Genomic DNA, 23,620 nt, shown 5'->3' with positions numbered 1-23,620 from the left:
CGTACCAGGCAGGATCCGCGGCACGCACCCCGGCAGGACGCGCCCTTGAACCGTGCGGGACAATGGGGCATGTGACTCGGATCGTGATCATCGGTGGCGGACCTGGCGGATACGAGGCGGCCCTGGTGGCCGCCCAGCTCGGCGCGGAGGTGACCGTCGTCGACTGCGACGGTCTGGGCGGTGCGTCGGTGCTCACCGACTGCGTGCCGTCGAAGACCCTGATCGCCACGGCCGAGGTGATGACCACCTTCGACTCTTCGTACGAGGAATTGGGGATCATCGTCGAGGACGACACCCCCGACCCGGACTCCCCGGCCCGCGTCGTCGGCGTCGACCTGGGCAAGGTCAACCGCCGGGTGAAGCGCCTCGCGCTGGCCCAGTCCCACGACATCACCGCGTCCGTCACCCGCGCGGGCGCGCGCGTGCTGCGCGGCCGGGGCCGGCTCGACGGCCAGCAGGACCTCGACGGCTCCCGCAAGGTCGTCGTCACCGCCGCCGACGGCACCGAGGAGACCCTCACCGCCGACGCCGTGCTGCTCGCCACGGGCGCCCACCCGCGCGAGGTGCCGGACGCGCAGCCCGACGGCGAGCGGATCCTGAACTGGACGCAGGTCTACGACCTGGACGAGCTGCCCGAAGAGCTGATCGTGGTCGGCTCCGGCGTCACCGGCGCCGAGTTCGCCGGCGCCTACCAGGCGCTCGGCTCCAAGGTCACCCTCGTGTCGTCGCGCGACCGGGTGCTCCCGGGCGAGGACCCGGACGCCGCCGCCGTCCTGGAGGACGTCTTCCGGCGCCGCGGCATGAACGTGATGGCCCGCTCGCGCGCGGCCTCCGCCAAGCGCGTCGGCGACCGCGTCGAGGTCACCCTGTCCGACGGCCGGGTCATCTCCGGCACGCACTGCCTGATGGCGGTCGGCGCGATCCCCAACAGCGAGGGGCTCGGCCTGGAGGGCGCCGGGGTCCGGGTGAAGGACTCCGGGCACATCTGGACCGACAAGGTCTCGCGCACGACCGCTCCCGGCGTGTACGCGGCCGGGGACGTGACCGGGGTCTTCGCCCTGGCGTCCGTGGCCGCCATGCAGGGGCGCATCGCGATGTACCACTTCCTCGGCGACGCGGTGGCGCCGCTGAACCTGAAGACGGTCTCCTCGAACGTGTTCACCGACCCCGAGATCGCCACCGTCGGCGTCTCGCAGGCCGACGTGGACGGCGGCAAGTTCGACGCCCGCGTCGTGAAGCTGCCGCTGCTGCGCAACCCCCGCGCCAAGATGCAGGGCATCCGGGACGGCTTCGTCAAGATCTTCTGCCGCCCCGGCACCGGCATCGTGGTCGGCGGCGTGGTCGTCGCGCCCCGCGCTTCGGAACTGATCCACCCCATCTCGATCGCGGTCGACAACAATCTGACGGTCGAGCAGATCGCGAACGCGTTCACGGTGTACCCCTCGCTGTCCGGTTCGATCGCCGAGGTCGCGCGGCAGCTGCACACGCGCAAGATCGCCGAAGAGGGCTGAAGCCCGCTCCCGGGAGCCGTGACCGGCCGTTGTCACGCTGTGTCGCGGCCCATGCGGGGGGCATAGGCGCGGCGGGTAGGCACCCCGCCGTGCGTATACCACTTCCGGGTGTCCGGCATGAACAGAATCTGTAATTCGGCGCAAACTGCTGAAAGCAGACGGTCGTTGGGGTTACTGTCAGTTTCGTGTTCGCTGCAGAACGTCGTCAATTGATCCTCGAAATGGTGCGAGCCAACGGGGCTGTATCGCTCCGTGAACTCGCCCGCGTCGTCCAGACCTCCGAAGTGACCGTGCGGCGGGACGTGCGCGCACTGGAGGCAGAAGGACTCCTCGACCGCCGGCACGGCGGTGCGGTATTGCCGGGCGGATTCACGCGGGAGTCCGGCTTTCCGCAGAAGTCACATCTCGCGACCGCAGAGAAGACGGCCATCGCCGATCTCGCCGCGGGTCTCGTCGAAGAGGGCGAGGCCATCGTGGTGGGCGCGGGGACGACCACGCAGGAGCTGGCCCGCCGGCTCGCGCGTGTGCCGGGCCTGACCGTCGTCACCAACTCGCTCCTCGTGGCCCAGGCGTTGGCGCATGCCAACCGGGTCGAGGTCGTCATGACCGGTGGCACCCTGCGCGGTTCCAACTACGCCCTGGTGGGCAGCGGTGCGGAGCAGTCCCTCCAGGGGCTGAGAGTGTCGCGGGCGTTCCTGTCCGGGAGCGGCCTGACGGCCGAGCGCGGCCTGTCGACGTCCAACATGCTGTCGGCGTCCGTCGACCGCGCACTGGTGCAGGCCGCCGCCGAGGTCGTCGTGCTCGCCGATCACTCCAAGCTCGGGACGGACACCATGTTCCAGACCGTGCCCACGGACGTGATCACGCGCCTGGTCACCGACGAGCCGCCCGCCCACGACGACCGCGCCGCCACCGAGTTGCAGGCGCTGGCCGACCAGGGGGTGCAGATCGCCGTCGCGGGAGCGGGGGCGGCCGCGGCCGGGGGCGGTGAGTCCGCTCCGGCGCGACAGCCGCGCCGGGACGTGCCGCTGCCGGTCCAGCGCCGGAGCCAGCTCCCCGGCGGCGGGCATCCGCTGCGCAGCGCCGCCCCGATGGACCCGGGCCCGGAGCGCTCGGCCCGGGTCGCCGACCTCCGGCGGCGCTGAGCCCCCGGGGGCCGGCGCGCGTCCCGTCGGGGGCCGGCCGCGGCTCCCCGTGCGCTCAGGGGGCGGTGAGGCCCCGGAGCGTCAGGTGCAGCAGGCGGTCGGCCAGTTCCGGGTCCGACGGGGTCTCCTCGGCGGCCAGCGCGATGGCGTTGGTCAGTTGCAGCAGGTCCGTGATGGAGACGTCCCGGCGCACCGCGCCCGACTCCTGGGCCCGGGACAGCAGCGCCTGCCCCGCCGCCCGCATCGGCGCACTGCACCGGGCGAGCGCCGAACCGGCGTCCTGCGACGCCGACATGAGGGCCCGGGACAGACCGCGGTACTCACTCGCATGGGTGATGATGTCCCGCAGCCAGGCCACGAGCGCGGAGCACGGCTGCGGGGCGTCGAGCAGCGCCCGGGAGCGGTCGAGCAGTTCGGTCACCGCCTCCTCGAAGACGGCGCTGATCAGGGCGTACCGGTTCGGGAAGTGCCGGTACAGGGTGCCGATGCCGACCCCGGCGACGCGCGCCACGTCCTCCAGTGACGCCCCCGTCCCGTGCTCGGCGAACGCCGTGCGGGCGGTGGCGAGCAGCCGCTCGTAGTTGCGGCGGGCGTCCGCCCGCATCGGCCGGGCACCGGCGTGGGTCTCGGACGTCATGGGGCCTCCCAGGGTGCGGGCCTTCAAGGATGCCTGATCGCCGCGGCGCCACGGCGAAGCGCCCGCCGGCCCCCTCGCGGGGCCGGCGGGCGCTCGGTGGAGCCGGATCGGCCCGTCAGTCCTTGATCTCGCAGATCGTGGCGCCGGAGGTGAGCGACGCGCCGACCTCCGCGGACAGGCCCTTGATGGTGCCGGCCTTGTGCGCGTTGAGCGGCTGCTCCATCTTCATGGCCTCCAGGACGACGATCAGGTCGCCCTCCTTGACCTCCTGGCCCTCCTCGACGGCGATCTTGACGATCGTGCCCTGCATCGGGGAGGCGAGGGTGTCGCCGGAGGCGGCCGGGCCGGACTTCTTGGCCGCGCGCCGCTTGGGCTTGGCGCCCGCGTTGAGCCCGGTGCGGGCCAGCGACATGCCCATCCCGGCGGGCAGCGAGACCTCCAGGCGCTTGCCGCCGACCTCGACCACCACGGTCTCGCGGCCGGACTCGTCCTCCTCGCCGTCGGCCGCGGGCGCGGCGAACGGCGGGATGTCGTTGACGAACTCGGTCTCGATCCACCGGGTGAAGATGGTGAACGGCTCGTCGGAGCCGGTCAGTTCGGGGGCGAACGCCGGGTCGGTGACGACCTTGCGGTGGAAGGGGATGGCGGTCGCCATGCCCTCGACCTCGAACTCGGCCAGCGCGCGCGAGGCCCGCTCCAGGGCCTCCTTGCGGGTGCGGCCGGTCACGATCAGCTTGGCGAGCAGCGAGTCCCAGGCCGGGCCGATGACGCTGCCGGACTCGACGCCCGCGTCCAGCCGGACGCCGGGGCCGGCCGGGCCGTCGAAGCGGGTGACGGTGCCGGGCGCGGGCAGGAAGCCGCGGCCCGGGTCCTCGCCGTTGATGCGGAACTCGAAGGAGTGACCGCGCAGCACGGGGTCGCCGTAGCCGAGCTCCTCGCCGTCGGCGATGCGGAACATCTCGCGGACCAGGTCGATGCCGGCGACCTCCTCGGTGACCGGGTGCTCGACCTGGAGGCGGGTGTTGACCTCCAGGAAGGAGATCGTGCCGTCCGCGCCGACCAGGAACTCGACCGTTCCGGCGCCGACGTAGCCGGCCTCCTTCAGGATCGCCTTCGACGCCGCGTACAGCTCGTCGACCTGGGCCTGCGACAGGAACGGGGCCGGGGCCTCCTCCACCAGCTTCTGGTGGCGGCGCTGCAACGAGCAGTCACGGGTGGACACGACCACCACGTTGCCGTGGGTGTCGGCCAGGCACTGGGTCTCCACGTGCCGCGGCTTGTCCAGGTAGCGCTCCACGAAGCACTCGCCGCGGCCGAAGGCGGCCACCGCCTCGCGCACCGCGGAGTCGTACAGCTCCGGCACCTCGTCCAGGGTGCGGGCGACCTTCAGGCCGCGCCCGCCGCCACCGAAGGCGGCCTTGATCGCGATGGGCAGGCCGTGCTCCTCGGCGAACGCGACGACCTCGTCGGCACCCGAGACCGGGTCCGGGGTGCCCGCGACCAGCGGGGCACCGGCGCGCTGCGCGATGTGCCGGGCGGCGACCTTGTCGCCGAGGTCCCGGATGGCGTGCGGGGGCGGGCCGATCCAGATCAGGCCCGCGTCCAGTACGGCCTGGGCGAACTCCGCGTTCTCCGACAGGAATCCGTAGCCGGGGTGGATGGCGTCCGCGCCGGAGTCCTTGGCGGCCTGCAACACCTTGGCGATGTCCAGATAGCTGGTCGCCGGGGTGTCACCACCCAGCGCGAAGGCCTCGTCGGCCGCGCGGACATGCAGAGCGTCCCGGTCCGGGTCGGCATAGACGGCAACGCTCGCGATCCCTGCGTCCCGGCACGCCCGGGCCACGCGGACAGCGATTTCGCCACGGTTGGCGATGAGCACCTTGCGCACGATGGCTCCCTCCTTGAAACAAGCCGAGTTTAGGGACAGCCGACACGGCGTTACGACCCGTCCCCAATGGTGAGCTTGCCCACACGGAGTGTGACTCGAGGGCCGCTCGGTCCGTGAAACCCCTTGTCGCACCAGGATGCAGGGGATCCCTCGGTGGAACCCTATCCCCGCCGTGTGGTCAAGGTCTCTGTGAGACCGCGCTGCGCCCGGTGGTCTTTCTTTGTGGAGTCCCTACGAATGGCCCAATGATTCTTTGCCTCCAGCAGACCCCTTGTCCGGAGGTTTACCCGTTAGTAGCGTTCGCGATGTCTCGACGTACTCGCAGTAACAGGCGATGGCTCAGGGGAAAGTGGGTGGGGCCGGTGGCCCGCAGGCCGGTGGCGTGGGTGGCCGCGATCGTGCTCATCGCGGAGGCGCTCGGAATCGCCCTCCTGAACTGGTTCCTCGGCCTCGTGGTCGACCACCAGGACATGTCCCTCGCGGGCCTCGACCCGCGCGCCATGACCATCGGCGCCTGGATCGCGGGCGGCGTCTTCGGCGTCTATCTGCTGGTGTGCGCCGTGGTGCTGCTGCGCACGGCGATCCGCGACCGGGGGCCGGGCCTCGTCGGGCGGATCCTGCTGATCAGCGTCGCCGTCGTGCACGGGCTGCTCGGCGCGTTCGTGATCGGCCCGGCTGGCTGGCTCGCGTTCCTCGCCATGATGGTCGTGCTCGCGCTCATCGTGCTGACGCTGGTCGCCTACGACCGCCGGGAGAGCGGCGCCGCCGGTGCGCCGCCGGCCGCGCCGCAGGGGCCCGCTAGCTCTCCCGAGCCCACAACTCCGTGACGCTGACGTCCAGTTGCGCCAGCAGGCGGCGCAGCAGCGGCAGCGAAAGGCCGATCACGTTGCCGTGGTCGCCGTCGATGCCGTCGATGAAGGGCGCCGAGCGGCCGTCGAGGGTGAAGGCGCCCGCCACGTGGAGGGGTTCGCCCGTCGCCACGTAGGCGGCGATCTCCGCGTCGCTCGGCTCGCCGAACCGGACCACGGTGGAGGCGGTGCCCGACGCGTACCGGCCGGTGGTGGTGTCGCGGACGCAGTGGCCGGTCTGGAGGGTGCCCGCGCGGCCGCGCATCGCCTTCCAGCGGGCGGTGGCCTCCTCGGCGTCCGCGGGCTTGCCGAGCGCCTCGCCGTCCAGGTCCAGGACGGAGTCGCAGCCGACGACCAGGGCGCCGAGCGCCTCCGGGCGGGCGGCCACCACGGACGTCTTGGCCTCGGCGAGGGCGAGCGCCAGCTCCGCCGGGGTCGGCGCCGTCACGCTGTCCTCGTCGAAGCCGCTGACGATGACCTCCGGCGCGAAACCGGCCTGCCTGAGCAGGCCGAGGCGGGCGGGGGACTGGGAGGCCAGGATCAGGCGGCGGGGCGGCGTCATGGCCCTCAGCGTATAGAACCGCCGACCCCTCACAGCACGCCCAGCAGGAACATCGTCAGCACCATCGCCAGGGCCAGCACGACGCTCGCGCGCCGCAGCATCACCTGCGTCGCGCGAAGCTCCTCGGGAGGCTTGTCCTCCGGATCCGACCACAGCACGACTCCGATGGTGCGGCGCGCCCGCGCGGTGCGCCTGAGTACGCGTACTCAGGCGCCCCGCGCGGGCGGACCATTTTCGCGCGGCCCGGCCGGGTCAGGCGGGCCAGTACGTGCGCGACCAGCTGGCCGGGCCCGGGGCGGGCAGCCGGCGGCGGGCGATGCGGGAGGGATCGGCCCAGGCGTCCCGCTCGGCCGCGGCTGCCGGGGCCTGAGGCGCCGCCGCGGCCCGGGCCCTGACCACCGCGAGTGCGGCGGCCAGCTCCTCGGGGGTCGGATTGCCCCGAACGACCTTGATCATCATGGCGCTGGCTCCCTACGGCCTAGAGGGGGATGTTGCCGTGCTTCTTCGGGGGCAGGCTCTCCCGCTTCGTACGCAGCTGGCGCAGCCCCTTGACCACGTGCGCGCGGGTGTCGGACGGCAGGACCACCGCGTCGACATAGCCGCGCTCCGCCGCCGTGTAGGGGTTGAGGAGCGTGTCCTCGTACTCCTGGATGAGGCGGGCCCGGGTCTCCTCGGCGGTCCCGGCCTCCTCGGCAGCGGCGATCGTCTTGCGGTGCAGGATGTTGACGGCGCCCTGCGCGCCCATCACCGCGATCTGCGCCGTGGGCCAGGCCAGGTTCAGATCGGCGCCCAGGTGCTTGGAGCCCATCACGTCGTACGCGCCGCCGAACGCCTTGCGGGTGATGATCGTGATCAGCGGGACGGTCGCCTCCGCGTAGGCGTAGATCAGCTTGGCGCCGCGCCGGATGATGCCCTCGTGCTCCTGCTCGACACCCGGCAGGAAGCCCGGCACGTCGACGAAGGTCAGCACCGGCACGTTGAAGGCGTCACACGTACGGACGAACCGGGCGGCCTTCTCGCTCGCGTGGATGTCGAGACAGCCCGCGAACTGCATCGGCTGGTTGGCGACGATGCCGACCGGCCGGCCCTCGACCCGGCCGAAGCCGGTGAGGATGTTCGGCGCGAACAGCGACTGCGTCTCGAAGAACTCGGCGTCGTCCAGGACGTGTTCGATCACCGTGTGCATGTCGTACGGCTGGTTGGCGCTGTCCGGGACGATCGTGTCCAGCTCCCGGTCCTCGTCCGTGGTGGCCAGGTCGGCCTCCTCGGGGAAGGCGGGCGGCTCGCTCAGGTTGTTCGAGGGCAGGTACGACAGCAGCGACTTGACGTACTCGACGGCGTCCTTCTCGTCGCCCGCCATGTGGTGCGCGACGCCGGAGCGGGAGTTGTGCGCCCGCGCGCCGCCCAGCTCCTCGAAGCCGACGTCCTCGCCGGTGACCGTCTTGATGACGTCGGGGCCGGTGATGAACATGTGGCTGGTCTGGTCGACCATCACCGTGAAGTCGGTGATCGCCGGGGAGTACACCGCGCCGCCCGCGCACGGGCCCACGACCAGGCTGATCTGCGGGATGACGCCCGAGGCGTGGGTGTTGCGGCGGAAGATCTCGCCGTACATGCCGAGGGCCATGACGCCCTCCTGGATGCGGGCGCCGCCGGAGTCGTTGATGCCGACGACCGGGCAGCCGGTCTTCAGCGCGAAGTCCATCACCTTCATGATCTTCTGCCCGAAGACCTCGCCGAGCGCGCCGCCGAAGACCGTGAAGTCCTGCGAGAAGACGGCCACCGGGCGGCCGTCGACCGTGCCGTAACCGGTCACCACGCCGTCGCCGTACGGCTTGTTGGCGTCCAGGCCGAAGTCGGTCGAGCGGTGCCGCGCGAACTCGTCCAGCTCCACGAACGAGTCCTCGTCCATCAGCAGGTCGATCCGCTCACGGGCCGTCAGCTTGCCCTTGGCGTGCTGCTTCTCGACCGCGCGGGCCGAACCCGCGTGGGTCGCCTCGTCGATCCTGCGCCGCAGATCCTCGATCTTGCCTGCGGTGGTGTGGATGTCGGGCTTGTCTTCCAACTCGGACATCGGGATGCGGCTCCCTGCCTGGACGGTTCGGGGTGGGGGCGGTGCGGTGGCTACTGACTCGTAGCGTAGTGGCGCGAATACGGCTCGGCAGTGCGGCGTTTGCCACACCTACGCTGGGTTGCATGACGCCGCGAGATGGTTCAGACGTGCACGGGAACAACCGCTGGTCCGACCTGGACCGGCCCCCGCTCGGCCAGACGGGACTGCGCCGCTCCCTCCTGCGCCGGGACGGACTGTGGACGTCCCTCGAAGTGGTGCCCCGAACCGGCTCCACGAACACCGACCTGGTGGCCCGGGCGTCCTCGGGCGCCGTCGACGAGGGGGCCGTGCTGATCGCCGAGGAGCAGAGCGCGGCGCGCGGGCGCCTGGACCGGCGCTGGTCGGCGCCGCCGCGCTCGGGGCTGTTCTTCTCGGTGCTGCTCAAGCCCGGGGAGCACGAGGTGCCGGTCGAGCGCTGGGGGTGGCTGCCGCTGCTCGCCGGGGTCGCGCTCGCCACCGGGCTGTCCTCGGTGGCCGGGGTCGACACCGCGCTTAAGTGGCCCAACGACCTGCTGCTCACCGTCGGCGGCGAGGAGCGCAAGGCCGCCGGGATCCTCGCGGAGCGGGCCGGGGCGGACGGGGTCGTGGTCGGCATCGGGCTGAACGTGTCGCTGCGGGAGGCCGAGCTGCCGGTGCCCACCGCGGGGTCGCTGGCGCTGGCCGGGGCCGGGGTGGTCGACCGGGAGCCGTTGCTGCGGGCCGTGCTGCGGTCGTTCGAGCGCTGGTACCAGGAGTGGTGTGCCGCGCAGGGGGATCCGGGGCTGTCGGGGGTGCAGGACACGTATGCCGCCGGGTGTGCGACGTTGGGGCGGGCCGTGCGGGCGCATCTGCCCGGGGGGCGGGAGCTGGTGGGGGAGGCGGTGGCCGTGGACGGGGACGGGCGCCTTGTCGTCGCCGGCGCCGACGGTGTCCGGCAGTCCGTGTCCGCCGCCGACATCATCCACCTCCGCCCGGCCTGACATCACGGCCCGCCGCCGACTCCCCACGCCTCCGGCCGCCGTCGTCGTCCACGACTCGCGCAGTTCCCCGCGCCCCTGGGTGATCTTTTCGGGTGCGCCACCGTCGTGGCTGGTCGCGCAGTTCCCGGCGCCCCTGGGGTGGTTCTTCGGGTGTGGCTTTCGTGGTGGCTGGTCGCGCAGTTCCCCGCGCCCCTGGGTGGTCGGTCGTCTGCGGCCCGGTGGCCGCGTCTCGCGCAGTTCCCCGCGCCCCTGAGATGCGCACTGCGTGCGCCATCTCATCAGAGAGGCGCGCCACCGTCCGCCTCTCAGTGGAGGCGCGCGAAGCGCAGCCTCTGGGGGAGGCTGCGCGCAGCGCATGCCTCAGGGGCGCGGGGAACTGCGCGAGAAGCGGCCACCGGGCCGCGGACGAAGAACTACCCAGGGGCGCGGGGAACTGCGCGACCAGCCACGACGGTGGCGCGCGTGACGACCTGCCTAGGGGCGCGGGGAACTGCGCGACCAGCCACGACGGTGGCGCGCGTGACGACCTGCCTAGGGGCGCGGGGAACTGTGCGAGAAGCGGCCACCGGCCCGCGGATGACGTGCGACCCAGGGGCGCGGGGAACTGCGCGAGACGCGGTCACCGGGCCGCACGCGACGTGCGGCCCAGGGGTGTGGGGAACTGCGCGAGAGGCGGTTGCCGGGCCGTGTGCGGTGTGCTGACCAGAAGCGCGGGGAGACACTTTGGGGTTCGGGGTTGGTGGAGTGACCTGGCACACAGGGGCTGCCGTAGAGTTGAGCCCGGTCGATACCTGACCGCGGCAGATCGGAAGGGCAGCAGGCGTGAGCGTCGACGACTCGGGCTCCGGCACGGGTGGCCAAGGCGACCCCGAGAAGCCGGAAGGGGCCGAGGAGCACTCAGAGGATCCCCTCGCTCTGCGGCTCGAAGGGCTCATCCTCGGCGCCGAGCGCCGCTACACCCCGTTCCAGGCGGCCCGCAGCGCGGGCGTCTCGATGGAGCTGGCCTCCCGGTTCTGGCGGGCCATGGGCTTCGCCGACATCGGCCAGGCCAAGGCGCTGACCGAGGCCGACGTGCTGGCGCTGCGCCGGCTGGCCGGCCTGGTGGAGGCGGGGCTGCTCAGCGAGGCGATGGCGGTGCAGGTGGCCCGGTCCACCGGCCAGACCACCGCGCGGCTCGCCGAGTGGCAGATCGACTCGTTCCTGGAGGGGCTCACCGAGCCGCCGGAGCCGGGGATGACCCGTACCGAGGTCACGTATCCGCTGATAGAGCTGCTCCTGCCCGAGCTGGAGGAGTTCCTCGTCTACGTGTGGCGCCGGCAGCTGGCCGCCGCCACCGGTCGGGTGGTGCAGGCCGGGGACGACGAGGAGATGGTCGACCGGCGGCTCGCCGTCGGCTTCGCCGACCTCGTCGGGTTCACCCGGCTGACCCGCCGCATGGAGGAGGAGGAGCTCGGCGAGCTGGTCGAGGCCTTCGAGACCACGGCCGCCGACCTGGTCGCCGCGCACGGCGGACGGCTCATCAAGACGCTCGGCGACGAGGTGCTGTTCGCCGCCGACGACGCCGGGATCGCCGGCGAGATCGCGCTGCGGCTCATCGAGACGATGAGCAACGACGAGACCATGCCCGAGCTGCGCGTCGGCATGGCGTTCGGCACCGTGACGACCCGGATGGGCGACGTCTTCGGGACGACCGTGAACCTCGCGAGCCGCCTGACGTCGATAGCGCCCCGGGACAACGTGCTGGTGGACGGCGCCTTCGCCGAGGAGCTGATCCGCACCGGCGACGCGCCGACCTCGGAGGCCGAGGCCGCCGTCGAGGCGCAGAAGGCCGAGCAGGACGGCGAGGAACCGCCGTCGTACCGGTTCGCGCTCCAGCCCATGTGGCAGCGGCCGGTGCGCGGACTCGGCGTCGTGGAGCCCTGGACGCTGACCCGGCGCACCTGACACCCTCCGGTTAACGTCAGTTAACCGGAGGTGCGGGTCGGCCATGGGTGAAGAGCAGCAGCAGCAGCGGTTCGGGGAGTTCGTCGGCGTCACGCGGCACGAGGGCGGCACCGTCGCCGAACTGGCGCTGGACCGGCCCCGGGCCATGAACGCCGTGTCCAGCGCCATGGCCCGGGCCATCGGCGGCGCCTGCGCGGCGCTCGCCGCCGACCACGGCGTCCGGGCCGTGGTCGTCACCTCCACCCACGAGCGGGCCTTCTGCGTCGGCGCCGACCTCAAGGAGCGCAACTCCCTCACGGACGCCGAGCTGGTGCGGCAGCGGCCCGTCGCGCGGGCCGCCTACACGGGCGTACTGGACCTGCCGATGCCGACGATCGCGGCCGTGCACGGCTTCGCGCTCGGCGGCGGGTTCGAGCTGGCCCTCGCGTGCGACCTGATCGTCGCCGACGCCACCGCCGTGGTCGGGCTGCCCGAGGTGTCGGTCGGGGTGATCCCGGGCGGTGGCGGCACCCAGCTGCTGCCGCGCCGCGTCGGGGCCGCGCGCGCCGCCGAGCTGATCTTCACCGCGCGCCGGGTCGAGGCCGCCGAGGCCGCGGACCTCGGGCTCGTGGACCGGCTGGTGGCCGCGGGCGGGGACCGGGACGAGGCGCTGGCGCTGGCCGGCCGGATCGCCGCGAACTCCCCGGTCGGGCTGCGCGCCGCCAAGCGGGCGCTGCGGCTCGGGCACGGGCTCGACCTGCGGGCCGGCCTGGAGGTGGAGGACGCGGCCTGGCGGTCGGTGGCGTTCTCGGGGGACCGGGCGGAGGGCGTCGCCGCGTTCAACGAGAAGCGGGCGCCGCGCTGGCCCGGCGAATGAACCCCGCCGGGCCTCCGGGCCACCGGTACGGGTGTACCTGATTCACCGTAATGCCGGAAAAGTACCTAACCTGGATCAATGGGTGAGGACGTCCGGCTGCGGGCCGTCGTGATGCTCGCGCAGGGCATGGCGGCGGCGCAGTCCCCGCGGGAGTCCTGGCGGGCGGCCGCGCTCGGCGCCTGCCACGCGCTGTCGGGGAACTTCGCGGCCCTGTCGGTGTGGGAGCGCGAGCGCGGGCGGCTGCGGGTCCTCGTGAACGTGGGGGAGCGGTCGTCCGGCGAGGAGGAGTTCCCCGAGGACGAGACCTACCCGGTGCACCAGTTCCCGGAGATCACCGAGTTCCTGCACGAGCGGTGGGCGGGCGGCGGCGAGCCCGACGCGTGGGTGGAGACCGTCGCGGGGCCCGTCGAGCGCGCGGGCTACTGCCATCAGCGGGTCGCCGCGCTGCGCCGCCGGGGCCGCGGCAGCTGTGTCGTCGCGCCGGTCGTGCTGCACGGGCGGGCCTGGGGCGAGCTGTACGTCGCCCGGCCGCGCGGGGTGCCCGCGTTCGTGCCCGCGGACGCCGATCTCGCGACCGTGCTGGCCTCCGTGGTGGCCGCCGGACTCGCCCAGACGGAGCGGCTGGAGGAGGCCAGGCGGCTGGCGTTCACCGACGCGCTGACCGGCCTCGCGAACCGCCGGGCCGTCGACATACGGCTGGACCGGGCGGTGGAGCGGCACCGGGCGGACGGCGCCGTCGTCAGCCTCGTGGTCTGCGACCTGAACGGGCTCAAGCGGGTCAACGACACCCTCGGCCACGCGATCGGCGACCGGCTCCTCGAACGGTTCGGGTCCGTGCTCTCGCTGTGCGGCGCGATGCTGCCCGGCGCGCTCGTGGCCCGGCTCGGCGGGGACGAGTTCTGCCTGCTGGCCGTCGGTCCGGCCGCCGACGACGTGGTGCGGGTCGGCGGCGAGATCTGCTCGCGGGCGGCGGAGATGGACCTCGGCGAGGGCGTCGCGGTCGGCATCGCCTCGACCGGCGACCCGATCGGCGAGGTCAGGAGCGCGCGCCGGCTGTTCCGGCTCGCGGACGCCGCCCAGTACAAGGCCAAGGCGGCGCGCGCCGCGCGGCCGGTGGTCGCCGGCCGGGACGGCGGTCTCGACGACCCGGTCGTCCGGCTCGCCGACGCGCCGCCGCCGGTCACCGGGGAGCGCGAGCGCCGCCGGATCCGCGGTCTCGATCAGTAAGGGGCTTTCCCGGTACTCGGTCGTGACATCCAGGGATTCACTGCGTACGCTCCTGAATATGGATATGCACACTGTGGTGCTCGGGACGGCCGGGGTCACCGCTGCCGATGTCGTCGCCGTCGCCCGCCGCGACGCCCGGATCGAACTCGCCCCCGAGGCCGTCGAGGCGCTCGCCGCGGCCCGCCGGATCGTCGACGCGCTCGCCGCGAAGCCCGAGCCCGTCTACGGCGTCTCCACCGGGTTCGGCGCCCTCGCCACCCGGCACATCAGCCCCGAGCTGCGCGCCCAGCTCCAGCGCAACATCGTGCGCTCGCACGCCGCGGGCATGGGCCCGCGCGTCGAGCGCGAAGTGGTGCGCGCGCTGATGTTCCTCCGCCTGAAGACCGTCTGCTCCGGCCGCACCGGGGTCCGGCCCGAGGTCGCCAGGACCATGGCGGACGTGCTCAACGCCGGGATCACCCCGGTCGTGCACGAGTACGGCTCGCTGGGCTGCTCCGGCGACCTCGCCCCGCTCAGCCACTGCGCGCTCACCCTCATGGGCGAGGGCGACGCCGAGGGCCCCGACGGGACCGTCCGGCCCGCGGGCGAGCTGCTCGCCGAGCACGGCATCACGCCCGTCGAGCTGCGCGAGAAGGAGGGGCTCGCGCTGCTGAACGGCACCGACGGCATGCTCGGCATGCTCGTCATGGCCCTCGACGACCTCGACACCCTGTACAAGTCCGCCGACGTCACGGCCGCGCTGTCCCTGGAGGCGCTGCTCGGCACCGACCGGGTGCTCGCCCCCGAGCTGCACGCCATCCGCCCGCACCCCGGGCAGGCCGCCTCCGCCGCCAACATGCTGGCCGTGCTCAAGGGCTCCGAGCTGACCGGGCACCACCAGGACGACGCGCCGCGCGTGCAGGACGCGTACTCCGTGCGGTGCGCCCCGCAGGTCGCCGGGGCCGGGCGGGACACCATGGCGCACGCGCGGCTCGTCGCCGAGCGCGAGCTGGCCGCCGCCGTCGACAACCCCGTGGTGCTGGCCGACGGGCGCGTCGAGTCCAACGGCAACTTCCACGGCGCGCCGGTCGCCTACGTCCTCGACTTCCTCGCCATCGCCGCCGCGGACCTGGGCTCCATCGCCGAGCGGCGCACCGACCGGCTGCTCGACAAGAACCGCTCGCACGGGCTGCCGCCGTTCCTCGCGGACGACGCCGGGGTCGACTCCGGGCTGATGATCGCGCAATACACGCAGGCCGCGCTGGTGAGCGAGCTGAAGCGGCTCGCCGTACCGGCGTCCGCGGACTCGATCCCGTCCTCCGCGATGCAGGAGGACCACGTGTCCATGGGCTGGTCGGCGGCGCGCAAGCTGCGGACCGCCGTCGACAACCTGGCCCGGATCGTGGCCGTCGAGCTGTACGCGGCGACGCGCGGCATCGAGCTGCGCGAGGGGCTGAAGCCGGCGCCCGCGTCCCGCGCCGTGATCGCCGCCGCCCGGGAGGCCGGGGTGCGGGGGGCCGGACCGGACCGGTTCCTGGCGCCCGACCTCGCCGCCGCCGACGCGTTCGTGCGGAGCGGGGCGCTGCTGGCCGCCGCCGAAGGGGTCACCGGAGCGCTGGCCTAGGGACCGTACGGGGGGCGGGAGCGCCGTGGCCGGCCGCGCGCCGGCCCGGGCCCGCGCCCCGTGCGGGGCCGCGCGCTCCTACAGGGCGCTCCGCTCTCTGCGGACCGAGTAGGTGACGAAGACGACGCCCAGGCCCAGGAAGGCCGAGCCGCCCACGACGTACGGGGTGGTGTCCACCGTTCCCGTGTCGGCCAGGCGGAGTTGACGGTCGGTCCGGGTGTCGGCCGTGGCGGCGGTGCGCTGCTGGTCGGCGGTGGTGGAGACGTGTCCCGGATTCGCGGTGGCGTTGGGGACGAACCACAGGGCGGCCAGGAGGGTCCCGGCGGCGGTGGCGGTGAACAGTGATCGGCGTGTGGCGGACACGGAAGCGATCCCCCTTGTGGCGCTGGCGAATTGGCCGTGTGGGGCGATCCTAGTGACAGGGGCGGGTCACGTGAAAGTCACGGGGGTCGCGGGCCGTACGCTCCGCGTCATGAGTACTGATGAGACGTCACGCTTTGTTCGCCTGAAGGTGGAATTGGTCCTGGAGGTCGTCGACGGGGAGGCGCTGGCCGGCGGCGCGCTCCAGCGCGTCGCCGAGGCCGCGGCGGCGGGAGAGCTGCCGGAGCGCGAGCGCGAGCACGCCGAGAGCGCCGTGCAGGAGGACGAGGCGGAGGCCGTCGCGTACCTCGTCGACCCGTTCGACCTGGTCGGTGACGTGCCGGGCGCCGAACTCGTCCAGGCGTCGTGGTCCAGCGAGCAGGTCGACTACGACCCCGATTCGCCGGATTGGGACCTCGACGAGGATGATGACGCGGAGGACGCCGAGGACGGCGTGTAGCGGTCGGTGCGACGGGGAACCCCGGGGCGGCGACGGCCGCCCCGGGGTTCGCTGTTACCACGGGTGCACCGGCGGTCACCCCCTTTTCCGCGTGGTGTCCCCCACATCGGGGCTCCTCGGGAACGGGCCGGAGCGGTCACTGCGTTATGTATGGGTAGGGGGATGCCCTGTGTCCCTCCGGGGAGATCCGGGAAATCGGCGACTATGGAGAAGCGTGTGATGACGGACGGTAAGCGGCGCAAAGGTCTGATGGCCGCGTCCGCCCTGCTCGGCGGTGTTCTGGTGCTCTCCGCGTGCAGCGGCGGCGACGGCGACAGCGCCGCGTCGGGCAGCGGCGAGAAGACGCAGCAGCAGGCCGACGAGGCCGCGGCGAAGAAGACCTCCGAGGCCGACATCAGGATCGCGCCGAAGGACGGCTCCGACAACGCGAGCATCAACAACGCCGCCAAGGTCACCGTGAGCAAGGGCACGCTCACCGACGTCAAGATGACCACGGCCGACGGGACCGCCGTCGCGGGCCAGATAGCCCCGGACAAGAAGACCTGGAAGCCCACCAGCCAGCTCGCGCGCGCCACGACGTACCGGATCGCCGCCGTGGCGAAGGACGGGGACGGCCGCGCCGCGCACGAGAACTCGCAGTTCACGACGGTCTCCCCGGCCAACAGCTTCATCGGCAACTTCACGCCGGAGGACGGTTCGACCGTCGGCGTCGGCATGCCCGTGTCGATCAACTTCGACAAGGCGATCACGAACAAGTCCGATGTGCAGTCCCACATCACCGTGTCGTCGAGCAGCGGCCAGCAGGTCGTCGGCCACTGGTTCGGCGCCAACCGCCTGGACTTCCGCCCCGAGGACTACTGGAAGGGCGGCTCCACCGTCACCCTGAAGCTGGACCTCGACGGCGTCGAGGGGGCGAACGGGGTGACCGGTGTGCAGCAGAAGACGATCTCGTTCAAGGTCGGGCGCAACCAGGTCTCCACGGTCGACGCCAAGACCAAGACGATGACCGTCACCCACGACGGCAAGGTCGTCAAGACCATCCCGATCTCCGCCGGTTCGCCCGAGAACAAGACGTACGAGGGCCAGATGGTGATCTCCGAGAAGTTCAAGGAGACCCGGATGAACGGCGCGACGGTCGGCTTCACGGACGACGACGGCAAGGGCGAGTACGACATCAAGGACGTGCCGCACGCGATGCGCCTGTCGAACTCCGGCACCTTCATCCACGGCAACTACTGGGGCGCCAAGTCGATCTTCGGCTCGGTGAACACCAGCCACGGCTGTGTCGGCCTCTCCGACGCCAAGGGTGCCAACGACTCCAGCACCCCGGGCGCCTGGTTCTACGACAACTCGATGGTCGGCGACGTCGTCATCGTGAAGAACACCGGCGACAAGACCGTCCAGCCGGACAACGGCCTCAACGGCTGGAACCTGAGCTGGGCCGACTGGAAGGCCGGCTCCGCCGCCTGATCCGCGGCTCCGCACGGCAGGGCCCCGGTACGCGCCGCGTACCGGGGCCCTGCCGTGCGGGGGGTCTCATCCCGTTCTCATCGCCGCCTCACGCAACCCTTACAGCCGCGCCATACGGTTTCGCCGCAGCGGGAGCCGGGTCGTCCCACCGACGGCCCGGCTCCCGCTCATTCCTGTCAGCGCCCCACGTCGGGGCTGTCATCGGGCGAGGCTTCGATGTTCTTCACCTACCTCAGGCGTGAACTGCGCCGCCGCAGAAAGGCGGCGCTGGTCGTCGCCTCCGGTCTCGCGCTCGGAATCGCGCTCGTCATCGTCGTCAGCTCGGTGTCCTCCGGCATGAGCACGGCCCAGGACAAGGTCCTGAAGTCCCTGTACGGGCTCGGCACCGACATGACCGTCACCAAGGCGGCACCGGCCCAGACCGGTGACAACCGGCGGCCGAACTTCAAGTTCGACGCGAACGCCGACGGCTCGGACAAGGAGCAGTCCACCGACCGGGTCATGGCCCAGGGCTTCCAGACCCTCGCCTCCTCCACGGTCGCCGAGGTCGCCGGCCAGCAGGGCGTCGCCGACACCGTCGGCGGGCTGAGCCTCCAAGTGGTCAAGGTCAGCGGCCAGTTCACCCGCGGCCAGTTCAAGCAGGACCAGCAGGGCCAGAGCCAGGGCCGGCAGGGCGGCCCCGGCACCTCCGACCGGCCGCAGGGCCGCGTCGAGGGCGGCGGCGCCGACTTCGGCGTCAACTCCTACTCCGTGTACGGCACCGACGTCACCAAGCAGAACCTCGGCCCGCTGACCACCTCGAAAATCACCAAGGGCCGCACGTTCAAGACCTCCGAGACCGACGCCAAGGTGGCCGTGGCCGACGCCTCCTACGCCAAGGAGAAGAAGCTCGCCCTGGGCGACACCGTCACCATCAACAAGGTCACCTTCAAGATCGTCGGCATTTCCACGGCCGACAGCGGCGACTCCTCCGCCAACCTCTACATCCCGCTGAAGCGGGCGCAGACCATCGCCGACCTGAAGAACAAGGTGACGACGGTCTACGTCAAGGCGACCGACTCGCAGCAGATCGACGCGGTGAAGTCCGCCATCGGCAAGAACATCTCGGGGACCACGGTCACCACCTCCGCGGACCTCGCCAAGACCGTCTCCGGTTCGCTGTCCACCGCCTCCTCGCTCGCCTCCAACGTCGGCAAGTGGCTGTCGGTCGCGGTGCTCGTCGCCGCGTTCCTCGTCGCGGGCCTGCTCACCTCGTCGGCGGTCTCGCGCCGGGTCCGCGAGTTCGGCACGCTCAAGGCGCTCGGCTGGAAGTCCGGCCGGGTCACCCGCCAGGTCATCGGGGAGGCCGTCGTCAACGGGCTCATCGGCGGAGTCCTCGGCATCGCGGTCGGCCTCGCCGGGGCCTACGTGGTCACCGCGATCAGCCCGACCCTCAGCGCGTCCCTCGGCTCGGCCGGCGGGGGCGGCGGCGGGGGCGGCGGCTTCGGCGGGGGCGGCGGCCTGGGCGGTCCCGGCGGCGGCGGGCGGCAGGCCGCGAGCCGGACCCTCGACATCGCGCTGACCGCACCGGTCTCCGGCACCACCATCGTCCTCGCGGTCGGCCTCGCCGTCGCCGGCGGTCTGATCGCCGGCGCGTTCGGCGGCTGGCGGGCCTCGCGGCTGCGCCCGGCGGACGCGCTGCGCCGCGTCGAATAGCCCCGGACCCGCCGGCCGACCGGACGGACCCCGCCCTCACCGCCCTCACCTCCCTCACCTCCCTCAACCCCCTCCTCCTTACGCACCACAGGAGTCGCATCCATGTATCAACTCAGAGGCGTCACCAAGCAGTACCAGCGCGGCCGGGAGCGCATCGACGCGCTGGCCGGCGTCGATCTGACCATCGGCGACGGCGACCGGCTCGTCATCCAGGGCCCGACCGGGGGCGGGAAGTCGACGCTGCTCCAGATGCTGGGCGGTCTGGACCGGCCCACGGCGGGCAGCGTCGAGTTCGACGGCACGGACCTCGCCCGGCTGCCGGAGGCCCGGCTGACCAAGGTGCGGGCCGAGTCGATCGGGTTCGTCTTCCAGTCGTTCAACCTGATCCCCACCCTGACGGCGCAGGAGAACGTGGAGACGGCGCTGGTCCCGCTCGGCCTGAAGGGCGCGGTGCGGCGCGAGCGGGCGGGTGAGGCGCTGCGGTCGGTGGGCCTGGGGGAGCGGGCGGCGCACCTGCCGTCGGAGATGTCGGGCGGCCAGCAGCAGCGTGTCGCGATCGCCCGGGCGCTGGTGAAGAACCCGAAGGTGCTGCTGGCGGACGAGCCGACGGGCAACCTCGACGAGTCGATGCGCGACGAGATCATGGAGGTGCTGGAGACCCAGTGGAAGGAGCACGGGCTCACCTTCATCATGGTCACCCACGACTCCGCGATCGCCCGCCGGGCACCGCGCCTCGCGACCCTGCGCAAGGGCCGCATCACGATCACCGATAACGAAAAAATCAAGTAAAGAAGATCAGGCAACCTGTGACCCCCCTGAGCCATCTGAAGGCGCAGGGGGGTCTTCCGACCCCGGCCGGTGAACTACCGTCCCCAGGGGGAAAGTTGCACAGACAGCCACATTCTCGGACGCGACGGGCCGCGTTCGTCGCGAGCGCCGCCGCCGTCGCGGTGACCGCGGGCCTGGCCCTGCCGGCGCACTCCGCGCCCGCGGCCGCCGCGCACGCGCGCGCGGGGCACTCGTTCGCGCCGCGCACGCACGTCACGCTCATCACCGGTGACCGGGTCGCCGTGGACGCCAAGGGCCGGCCGGCCGGGGTGGAGCCGGCCGCGGGGCGCGCACACATACCCGTGCAGACCCGCACGCTCGGCGGACACACGTACGTGGTGCCGCTCGACGCCCAGCGCCTGATCGCCGCCGGCACGCTCGACCAGCGGCTCTTCGACATCACCGAGCTGTCCAAGGCCTCGTACGCCAAGGCCCAGAAGAACGGCCTGAAGGTCATCGTCGGCTACAAGGGCGCGGCGGCCGGTACCCGGGCCGAGGTGCGCGACGCCGGTGACACGACCGTGCGCCGCTCGCTCAAGGCGCTGAACGCGGACGCGCTCACCACGCCGAAGACCGACGCGGTGAAGCTGTGGGACGCCGTCACCGACCGGGACGGCAGCACCGCCTCCGGGGTGAGCCGCATCTGGCTCGACGGCCTGCGCCGGGCCAGCCTCGACAAGTCCGTGCCGCAGATCGGCGCGCCCACCGCCTGGGCCGCCGGATACGACGGCAAGGGCGTCAAGATCGCCGTGCTCGACACCGGCATCGACGCCACGCACCCCGACCTGAAGGACCAGGTCGTCGGGTCGAAGAACTTCTCCGCCGCGCCGGACGCCACCGACCACTTCGGCCACGGCACCCACGTCGCGTCCATCGCGGCCGGTACGGGCGCCAAGTCGGGCGGTGTCTACAAGGGCGTCGCCCCCGGCGCCAAGCTGCTCAACGGCAAGGTGCTCGACAACGACGGCTTCGGCGACGACTCCGGCATCCTCGCCGGCATGGAGTGGGCGGCCGCGCAGGGCGCCGACGTCGTGAACCTGAGCCTGGGCGGCGGCGACACCCCCGAGATCGACCCCCTTGAGGCCGAGGTCAACAAGCTGTCGCGGGAGAAGGGCATCCTCTTCGCCATCGCGGCGGGCAACGAGGGCCCCCACTCGATCGGTTCGCCCGGCAGCGCCGACGCCGCGCTGACCGTCGGCGCCGTCGACGGCAAGGACAAGCTCGCCGACTTCTCGTCCACCGGGCCGCGCGTCGGCGACGGCGGCATCAAGCCCGACGTGACCGCGCCGGGCGTCGACATCACGGCCGCCGCCGCGCCGGGCAGCGTCATCGACCAGGAGGTCGGCGAGAAGCCGGCCGGTTACCTGACGATCTCCGGTACGTCGATGGCGACCCCGCACGTCGCGGGCGCCGCCGCGATCCTCAAGCAACAGCACCCCGACTGGACCTCCACCCAGCTCAAGGGCGCCCTGGTCGGCTCGGCCAAGGGCACCGCGGGGCTCACCCCGTTCGAGCAGGGCAGCGGCCGGATCCAGGTCGACAGGGCCATCGCGCAGACCGTGTTCGCCGACCCGGTCTCCGTCGGCTTCGGCGTCGCGCAGTGGCCGCACACCGACGACAAGCCCCTGACCAAGCAGGTCACGTACCGCAACACCGGTACGAAGGACGTCACCCTCGACCTGACGGTCCAGGGCACCGGCCCCAAGGGCCAGCCGGCCCCCGCGGGCTTCTTCGCCCTGGGCGCGAACCGGGTGACCGTCCCGGCGGGCGGCACCGCCACCGCCGACGTGACCGCCGACACCCGGCTCGGCGGCACCGCCGACGGCGCCTACTCGGCGTACGTCACCGCGACCGGCGACGGGCAGACGGTGCGCACGGCCGCCGCCGTGCAGCGCGAGACCGAGTCGTACGACGTGACGCTCAAGCACCTCGGGGGCGACGGCAAGCCGCTGTCGACGTACCTGAGCGACCTGATCGGCTACACCGGCCTCGCCAAGGAGCAGGTCTTCTCGGCCGAGCCCAGCGACTCCGGCACGGTGACGCTGCGCGTGCCCCGGGGCGACTACCTCCTGGACGCGTGGCTCGCCAAGGACGTCGTCGACTTCAAGGGCGGCGTCGACTGGTTCGTCCAGCCGAAGCTCAGCGTCACCAAGAACGTCACCCTGACGCTGGACGCCCGCAAGACCAAGAAGGCCGACATCACCGTGCCGGACACGGCGGCCAAGCCGCTCAGCGCCAGCATCGGGTACACGTACGACCCGGCGGAGCTCTCGCTCTCGCTGCAACTCGGCTCGTTCGCGGACATCCGCATGGCGAACCTGGGCGCGGACGTGCCGAGCGGCCTGGCGCAGACCTGGTTCGGCCAGTGGAGCAAGGGCGGCGGCGCCGAGTACGACGTGGCGACCACGGCCAGGGTCAAGCACGTCGTCGGCGACAAGTCCCGGCACTTCAAGAAGTCCGAACTCGCCACGGTGGTCAACACGCTGGGCGCCTCGGCCCCCGGGAAGACCGGCGCGCTCCAGCCCGTCGGGATGTTCCCCGACGACCTCGTCATGGGCGCCGGCGTCGAGCAGAAGCTGCCCGGCACCCGCACCCTGTACCTGTCGACGACCGACAAGATCCAGTGGACGTACGACTTCCTCCAGTACGCGGGCAAGGACGCCGAGGGCAACCCGGTCCCCGACGCGGGGTACTCGCTGGGCGACACGCAGACCTTCAAGGGCGGCTCGCGCTACGAGAAGACGTTCAACACGGCCGTCTTCGCGCCGCGCGTCGGCGGGGACTACGGCCTCTTCCGCGCCGGCAACGAGATCTCCGGTTCCGTGCCGCTGTTCGCGGACGGCAAGACCCACGCGGGCTCCTCGGAGTTCACCTCGGCGGCCACGACGCTGTACCGCAACGGCACCAAGATCGGCACGAACCAGGACCCGCTGACCGGTGAGGAGGTGTTCACCGTCCCGTCGGGCGACGCCGCGTACAAGCTGACCACGTCGGTCAAGCGCAGCGCCAAGGTGTCGGCGGCCTCCACCCGGGTCGACGCGACCTGGACGTTCCACTCCAAGAAGCCCGCCGACTTCGCCCAGCTCCCGGCGTCCGGCGTGCGGTTCACCCCCGCGGTCGGCTCCGACAGCCGCGCCCCGGCCCGGAAGACCCAGTCCGTCCCGGTCTCCGTGACCGGCGCGGCGGCCGGCTCCCAGATCAAGTCGCTCTCCGTGTACGTCAGTTACGACGGCGGCGCGAACTGGAAGAAGGTCACCGTCAAGAACGGCAAGGTCGGCGTGAAGACCCCGAACGCCGGCAAGGGCGTCTCGCTCCGCGCCAAGATCACCGACAAGAAGGGCAACACGTCGACGATCTCGATCTACAACGCGTACTACGGCAAGTGACGTAGCGCGCGCAGGGGGGGCGGGGCCCCCCCCCCCCCCGGGGGGCGGGGGGGCCCCCCCGGGTTGGGGCGGCGCGCCAAAAAACCGAAGGGCGGGGGGACAAACCCCCCCCGGCCCCCGGGGCCCGC

At 72.4% G+C, this 23,620-nt stretch carries 20 protein-coding genes; 13 read left to right on the top strand and 7 right to left on the bottom strand.

The annotated features are described in order from the left end of the window. Nucleotides 1-62: 62 nt before the first annotated feature. Together ACIP5K_RS02140 and ACIP5K_RS02135 are read left to right on the top strand one after the other, a co-directional pair. Nucleotides 63-1,511, top strand: coding sequence for an NAD(P)H-quinone dehydrogenase (locus ACIP5K_RS02140; RefSeq protein ID WP_401404057.1), 1,449 nt, complete (start codon nt 63-65; stop codon nt 1,509-1,511). 221 nt (nt 1,512-1,732) lie between these two features. Next, nucleotides 1,733-2,656, top strand: coding sequence for a DeoR/GlpR family DNA-binding transcription regulator (locus tag ACIP5K_RS02135; RefSeq protein ID WP_401405231.1), 924 nt, complete (start codon nt 1,733-1,735; stop codon nt 2,654-2,656). A 55-nt stretch (nt 2,657-2,711) separates the two neighbouring features. On the opposite strand, the gene ACIP5K_RS02130 is transcribed toward ACIP5K_RS02135, so the two are convergent. Both ACIP5K_RS02130 and ACIP5K_RS02125 read right to left on the bottom strand, forming a co-directional pair. Beyond that, a complete protein-coding gene (locus ACIP5K_RS02130; RefSeq protein ID WP_401404055.1) occupies nt 2,712-3,293 on the bottom strand; it encodes a TetR/AcrR family transcriptional regulator in 582 nt (193 codons plus the stop codon). Nucleotides 3,294-3,408: 115 nt separating this feature from the next. After that, complete coding sequence (locus tag ACIP5K_RS02125) at nt 3,409-5,181, bottom strand: acetyl/propionyl/methylcrotonyl-CoA carboxylase subunit alpha (protein ID WP_401404053.1); 1,773 nt, start codon at nt 5,179-5,181, stop codon at nt 3,409-3,411. A 353-nt stretch (nt 5,182-5,534) separates the two neighbouring features. On the opposite strand from ACIP5K_RS02125, the gene ACIP5K_RS02120 reads away from it, so the two are divergent. After that, a complete protein-coding gene (locus ACIP5K_RS02120) occupies nt 5,535-6,008 on the top strand; it encodes a hypothetical protein (protein ID WP_401404052.1) in 474 nt (157 codons plus the stop codon). Here ACIP5K_RS02120 and ACIP5K_RS02115 read toward each other — a convergent pair. The 4 genes from ACIP5K_RS02115 to ACIP5K_RS02100 all read right to left on the bottom strand — a co-directional run bounded on the left by ACIP5K_RS02115 (nt 5,980) and on the right by ACIP5K_RS02100 (nt 8,665). After that, nucleotides 5,980-6,591, bottom strand: coding sequence for a nucleoside triphosphate pyrophosphatase (locus ACIP5K_RS02115; protein ID WP_401404051.1), 612 nt, complete (start codon nt 6,589-6,591; stop codon nt 5,980-5,982). The two genes, ACIP5K_RS02120 and ACIP5K_RS02115, sit on opposite strands and share 29 nt — an antisense overlap. A 29-nt stretch (nt 6,592-6,620) precedes the next feature. Continuing rightward, nucleotides 6,621-6,749: a morphogenic membrane protein MmpB gene (gene mmpB, locus ACIP5K_RS02110; protein ID WP_401404049.1), complete on the bottom strand. Its 129-nt coding sequence runs from the start codon at nt 6,747-6,749 to the stop codon at nt 6,621-6,623. A gap of 94 nt (nt 6,750-6,843) precedes the next feature. Beyond that, entirely contained in the window at nt 6,844-7,050 is a 207-nt protein-coding gene (locus ACIP5K_RS02105; protein ID WP_401404048.1) for an acyl-CoA carboxylase epsilon subunit, read from the bottom strand. 19 nt (nt 7,051-7,069) lie between these two features. Continuing rightward, a complete protein-coding gene (locus ACIP5K_RS02100; RefSeq protein ID WP_401404046.1) occupies nt 7,070-8,665 on the bottom strand; it encodes an acyl-CoA carboxylase subunit beta in 1,596 nt (531 codons plus the stop codon). 122 nt (nt 8,666-8,787) lie between these two features. Between ACIP5K_RS02100 and ACIP5K_RS02095 the strand changes: the two genes are divergently transcribed. The 5 genes from ACIP5K_RS02095 to hutH all read left to right on the top strand — a co-directional run bounded on the left by ACIP5K_RS02095 (nt 8,788) and on the right by hutH (nt 15,293). Beyond that, entirely contained in the window at nt 8,788-9,663 is an 876-nt protein-coding gene (locus ACIP5K_RS02095) for a biotin--[acetyl-CoA-carboxylase] ligase (RefSeq protein ID WP_401404045.1), read from the top strand. Between the two features lie 822 nt (nt 9,664-10,485). Next, on the top strand, nt 10,486-11,607 hold the full coding sequence (locus ACIP5K_RS02090; protein WP_401404043.1) for an adenylate/guanylate cyclase domain-containing protein: 1,122 nt from the start codon (nt 10,486-10,488) through the stop codon (nt 11,605-11,607). 43 nt (nt 11,608-11,650) lie between these two features. Continuing rightward, the gene (locus ACIP5K_RS02085; protein WP_401404041.1) at nt 11,651-12,463 is read left to right on the top strand and encodes an enoyl-CoA hydratase/isomerase family protein; all 813 of its coding nucleotides are present in this window, start codon (nt 11,651-11,653) and stop codon (nt 12,461-12,463) included. Between the two features lie 78 nt (nt 12,464-12,541). Then, nucleotides 12,542-13,690, top strand: coding sequence for a diguanylate cyclase domain-containing protein (locus tag ACIP5K_RS02080; RefSeq protein WP_401404039.1), 1,149 nt, complete (start codon nt 12,542-12,544; stop codon nt 13,688-13,690). Between the two features lie 64 nt (nt 13,691-13,754). After that, a complete protein-coding gene (gene hutH / locus ACIP5K_RS02075) occupies nt 13,755-15,293 on the top strand; it encodes a histidine ammonia-lyase (protein WP_401405229.1) in 1,539 nt (512 codons plus the stop codon). A 78-nt stretch (nt 15,294-15,371) separates the two neighbouring features. On the opposite strand, the gene ACIP5K_RS02070 is transcribed toward hutH, so the two are convergent. Then, nucleotides 15,372-15,656, bottom strand: a complete 285-nt coding sequence (locus ACIP5K_RS02070) for a hypothetical protein (protein ID WP_401404037.1) — start codon at nt 15,654-15,656, stop codon at nt 15,372-15,374. Nucleotides 15,657-15,765: 109 nt separating this feature from the next. Between ACIP5K_RS02070 and ACIP5K_RS02065 the strand changes: the two genes are divergently transcribed. The 5 genes from ACIP5K_RS02065 (at nt 15,766) to ACIP5K_RS02045 (ending at nt 23,492) form a co-directional block, all read left to right on the top strand. After that, nucleotides 15,766-16,113 (top strand): hypothetical protein, encoded by a 348-nt coding sequence (locus ACIP5K_RS02065; RefSeq protein WP_401404035.1) that lies wholly within the window; start codon nt 15,766-15,768, stop codon nt 16,111-16,113. Nucleotides 16,114-16,317: 204 nt separating this feature from the next. After that, nucleotides 16,318-17,583, top strand: coding sequence for an Ig-like domain-containing protein (locus tag ACIP5K_RS02060; RefSeq protein ID WP_401404034.1), 1,266 nt, complete (start codon nt 16,318-16,320; stop codon nt 17,581-17,583). Nucleotides 17,584-17,799: 216 nt separating this feature from the next. After that, a complete protein-coding gene (locus tag ACIP5K_RS02055) occupies nt 17,800-19,278 on the top strand; it encodes an ABC transporter permease (RefSeq protein WP_401404032.1) in 1,479 nt (492 codons plus the stop codon). Nucleotides 19,279-19,380: 102 nt separating this feature from the next. Beyond that, nucleotides 19,381-20,067: an ABC transporter ATP-binding protein gene (locus ACIP5K_RS02050; protein ID WP_401404030.1), complete on the top strand. Its 687-nt coding sequence runs from the start codon at nt 19,381-19,383 to the stop codon at nt 20,065-20,067. A gap of 95 nt (nt 20,068-20,162) precedes the next feature. Continuing rightward, nucleotides 20,163-23,492 (top strand): S8 family peptidase, encoded by a 3,330-nt coding sequence (locus tag ACIP5K_RS02045; protein ID WP_401404028.1) that lies wholly within the window; start codon nt 20,163-20,165, stop codon nt 23,490-23,492. The last annotated feature ends 128 nt before the right edge of the window (nt 23,493-23,620 follow it).

The sequence above is a fragment of the Streptomyces sp. NPDC088785 genome, assembly GCF_044750685.1.
Taxonomy (GTDB): domain Bacteria; phylum Actinomycetota; class Actinomycetes; order Streptomycetales; family Streptomycetaceae; genus Streptomyces.
This window is presented reverse-complemented; position numbering and strand designations above follow the sequence as displayed.

Coding starts and splice junctions, on each gene's coding strand:
- ACIP5K_RS02095 (WP_401404045.1), top strand. CDS start 8,788: ATGACGCCGCGAGATGGTTCAGACGTGCACGGGAACAACCGCTGGTCC.
- ACIP5K_RS02135 (WP_401405231.1), top strand. CDS start 1,733: ATGGTGCGAGCCAACGGGGCTGTATCGCTCCGTGAACTCGCCCGCGTC.
- ACIP5K_RS02060 (WP_401404034.1), top strand. CDS start 16,318: ATGGAGAAGCGTGTGATGACGGACGGTAAGCGGCGCAAAGGTCTGATG.
- ACIP5K_RS02050 (WP_401404030.1), top strand. CDS start 19,381: ATGTATCAACTCAGAGGCGTCACCAAGCAGTACCAGCGCGGCCGGGAG.
- ACIP5K_RS02140 (WP_401404057.1), top strand. CDS start 63: ATGGGGCATGTGACTCGGATCGTGATCATCGGTGGCGGACCTGGCGGA.
- ACIP5K_RS02130 (WP_401404055.1), bottom strand. CDS start 3,293: ATGACGTCCGAGACCCACGCCGGTGCCCGGCCGATGCGGGCGGACGCC.
- ACIP5K_RS02065 (WP_401404035.1), top strand. CDS start 15,766: ATGAGTACTGATGAGACGTCACGCTTTGTTCGCCTGAAGGTGGAATTG.
- hutH (WP_401405229.1), top strand. CDS start 13,755: ATGCACACTGTGGTGCTCGGGACGGCCGGGGTCACCGCTGCCGATGTC.
- ACIP5K_RS02055 (WP_401404032.1), top strand. CDS start 17,800: ATGTTCTTCACCTACCTCAGGCGTGAACTGCGCCGCCGCAGAAAGGCG.
- ACIP5K_RS02100 (WP_401404046.1), bottom strand. CDS start 8,665: ATGTCCGAGTTGGAAGACAAGCCCGACATCCACACCACCGCAGGCAAG.
- ACIP5K_RS02080 (WP_401404039.1), top strand. CDS start 12,542: ATGGGTGAGGACGTCCGGCTGCGGGCCGTCGTGATGCTCGCGCAGGGC.
- ACIP5K_RS02115 (WP_401404051.1), bottom strand. CDS start 6,591: ATGACGCCGCCCCGCCGCCTGATCCTGGCCTCCCAGTCCCCCGCCCGC.
- ACIP5K_RS02105 (WP_401404048.1), bottom strand. CDS start 7,050: ATGATGATCAAGGTCGTTCGGGGCAATCCGACCCCCGAGGAGCTGGCC.
- ACIP5K_RS02085 (WP_401404041.1), top strand. CDS start 11,651: ATGGGTGAAGAGCAGCAGCAGCAGCGGTTCGGGGAGTTCGTCGGCGTC.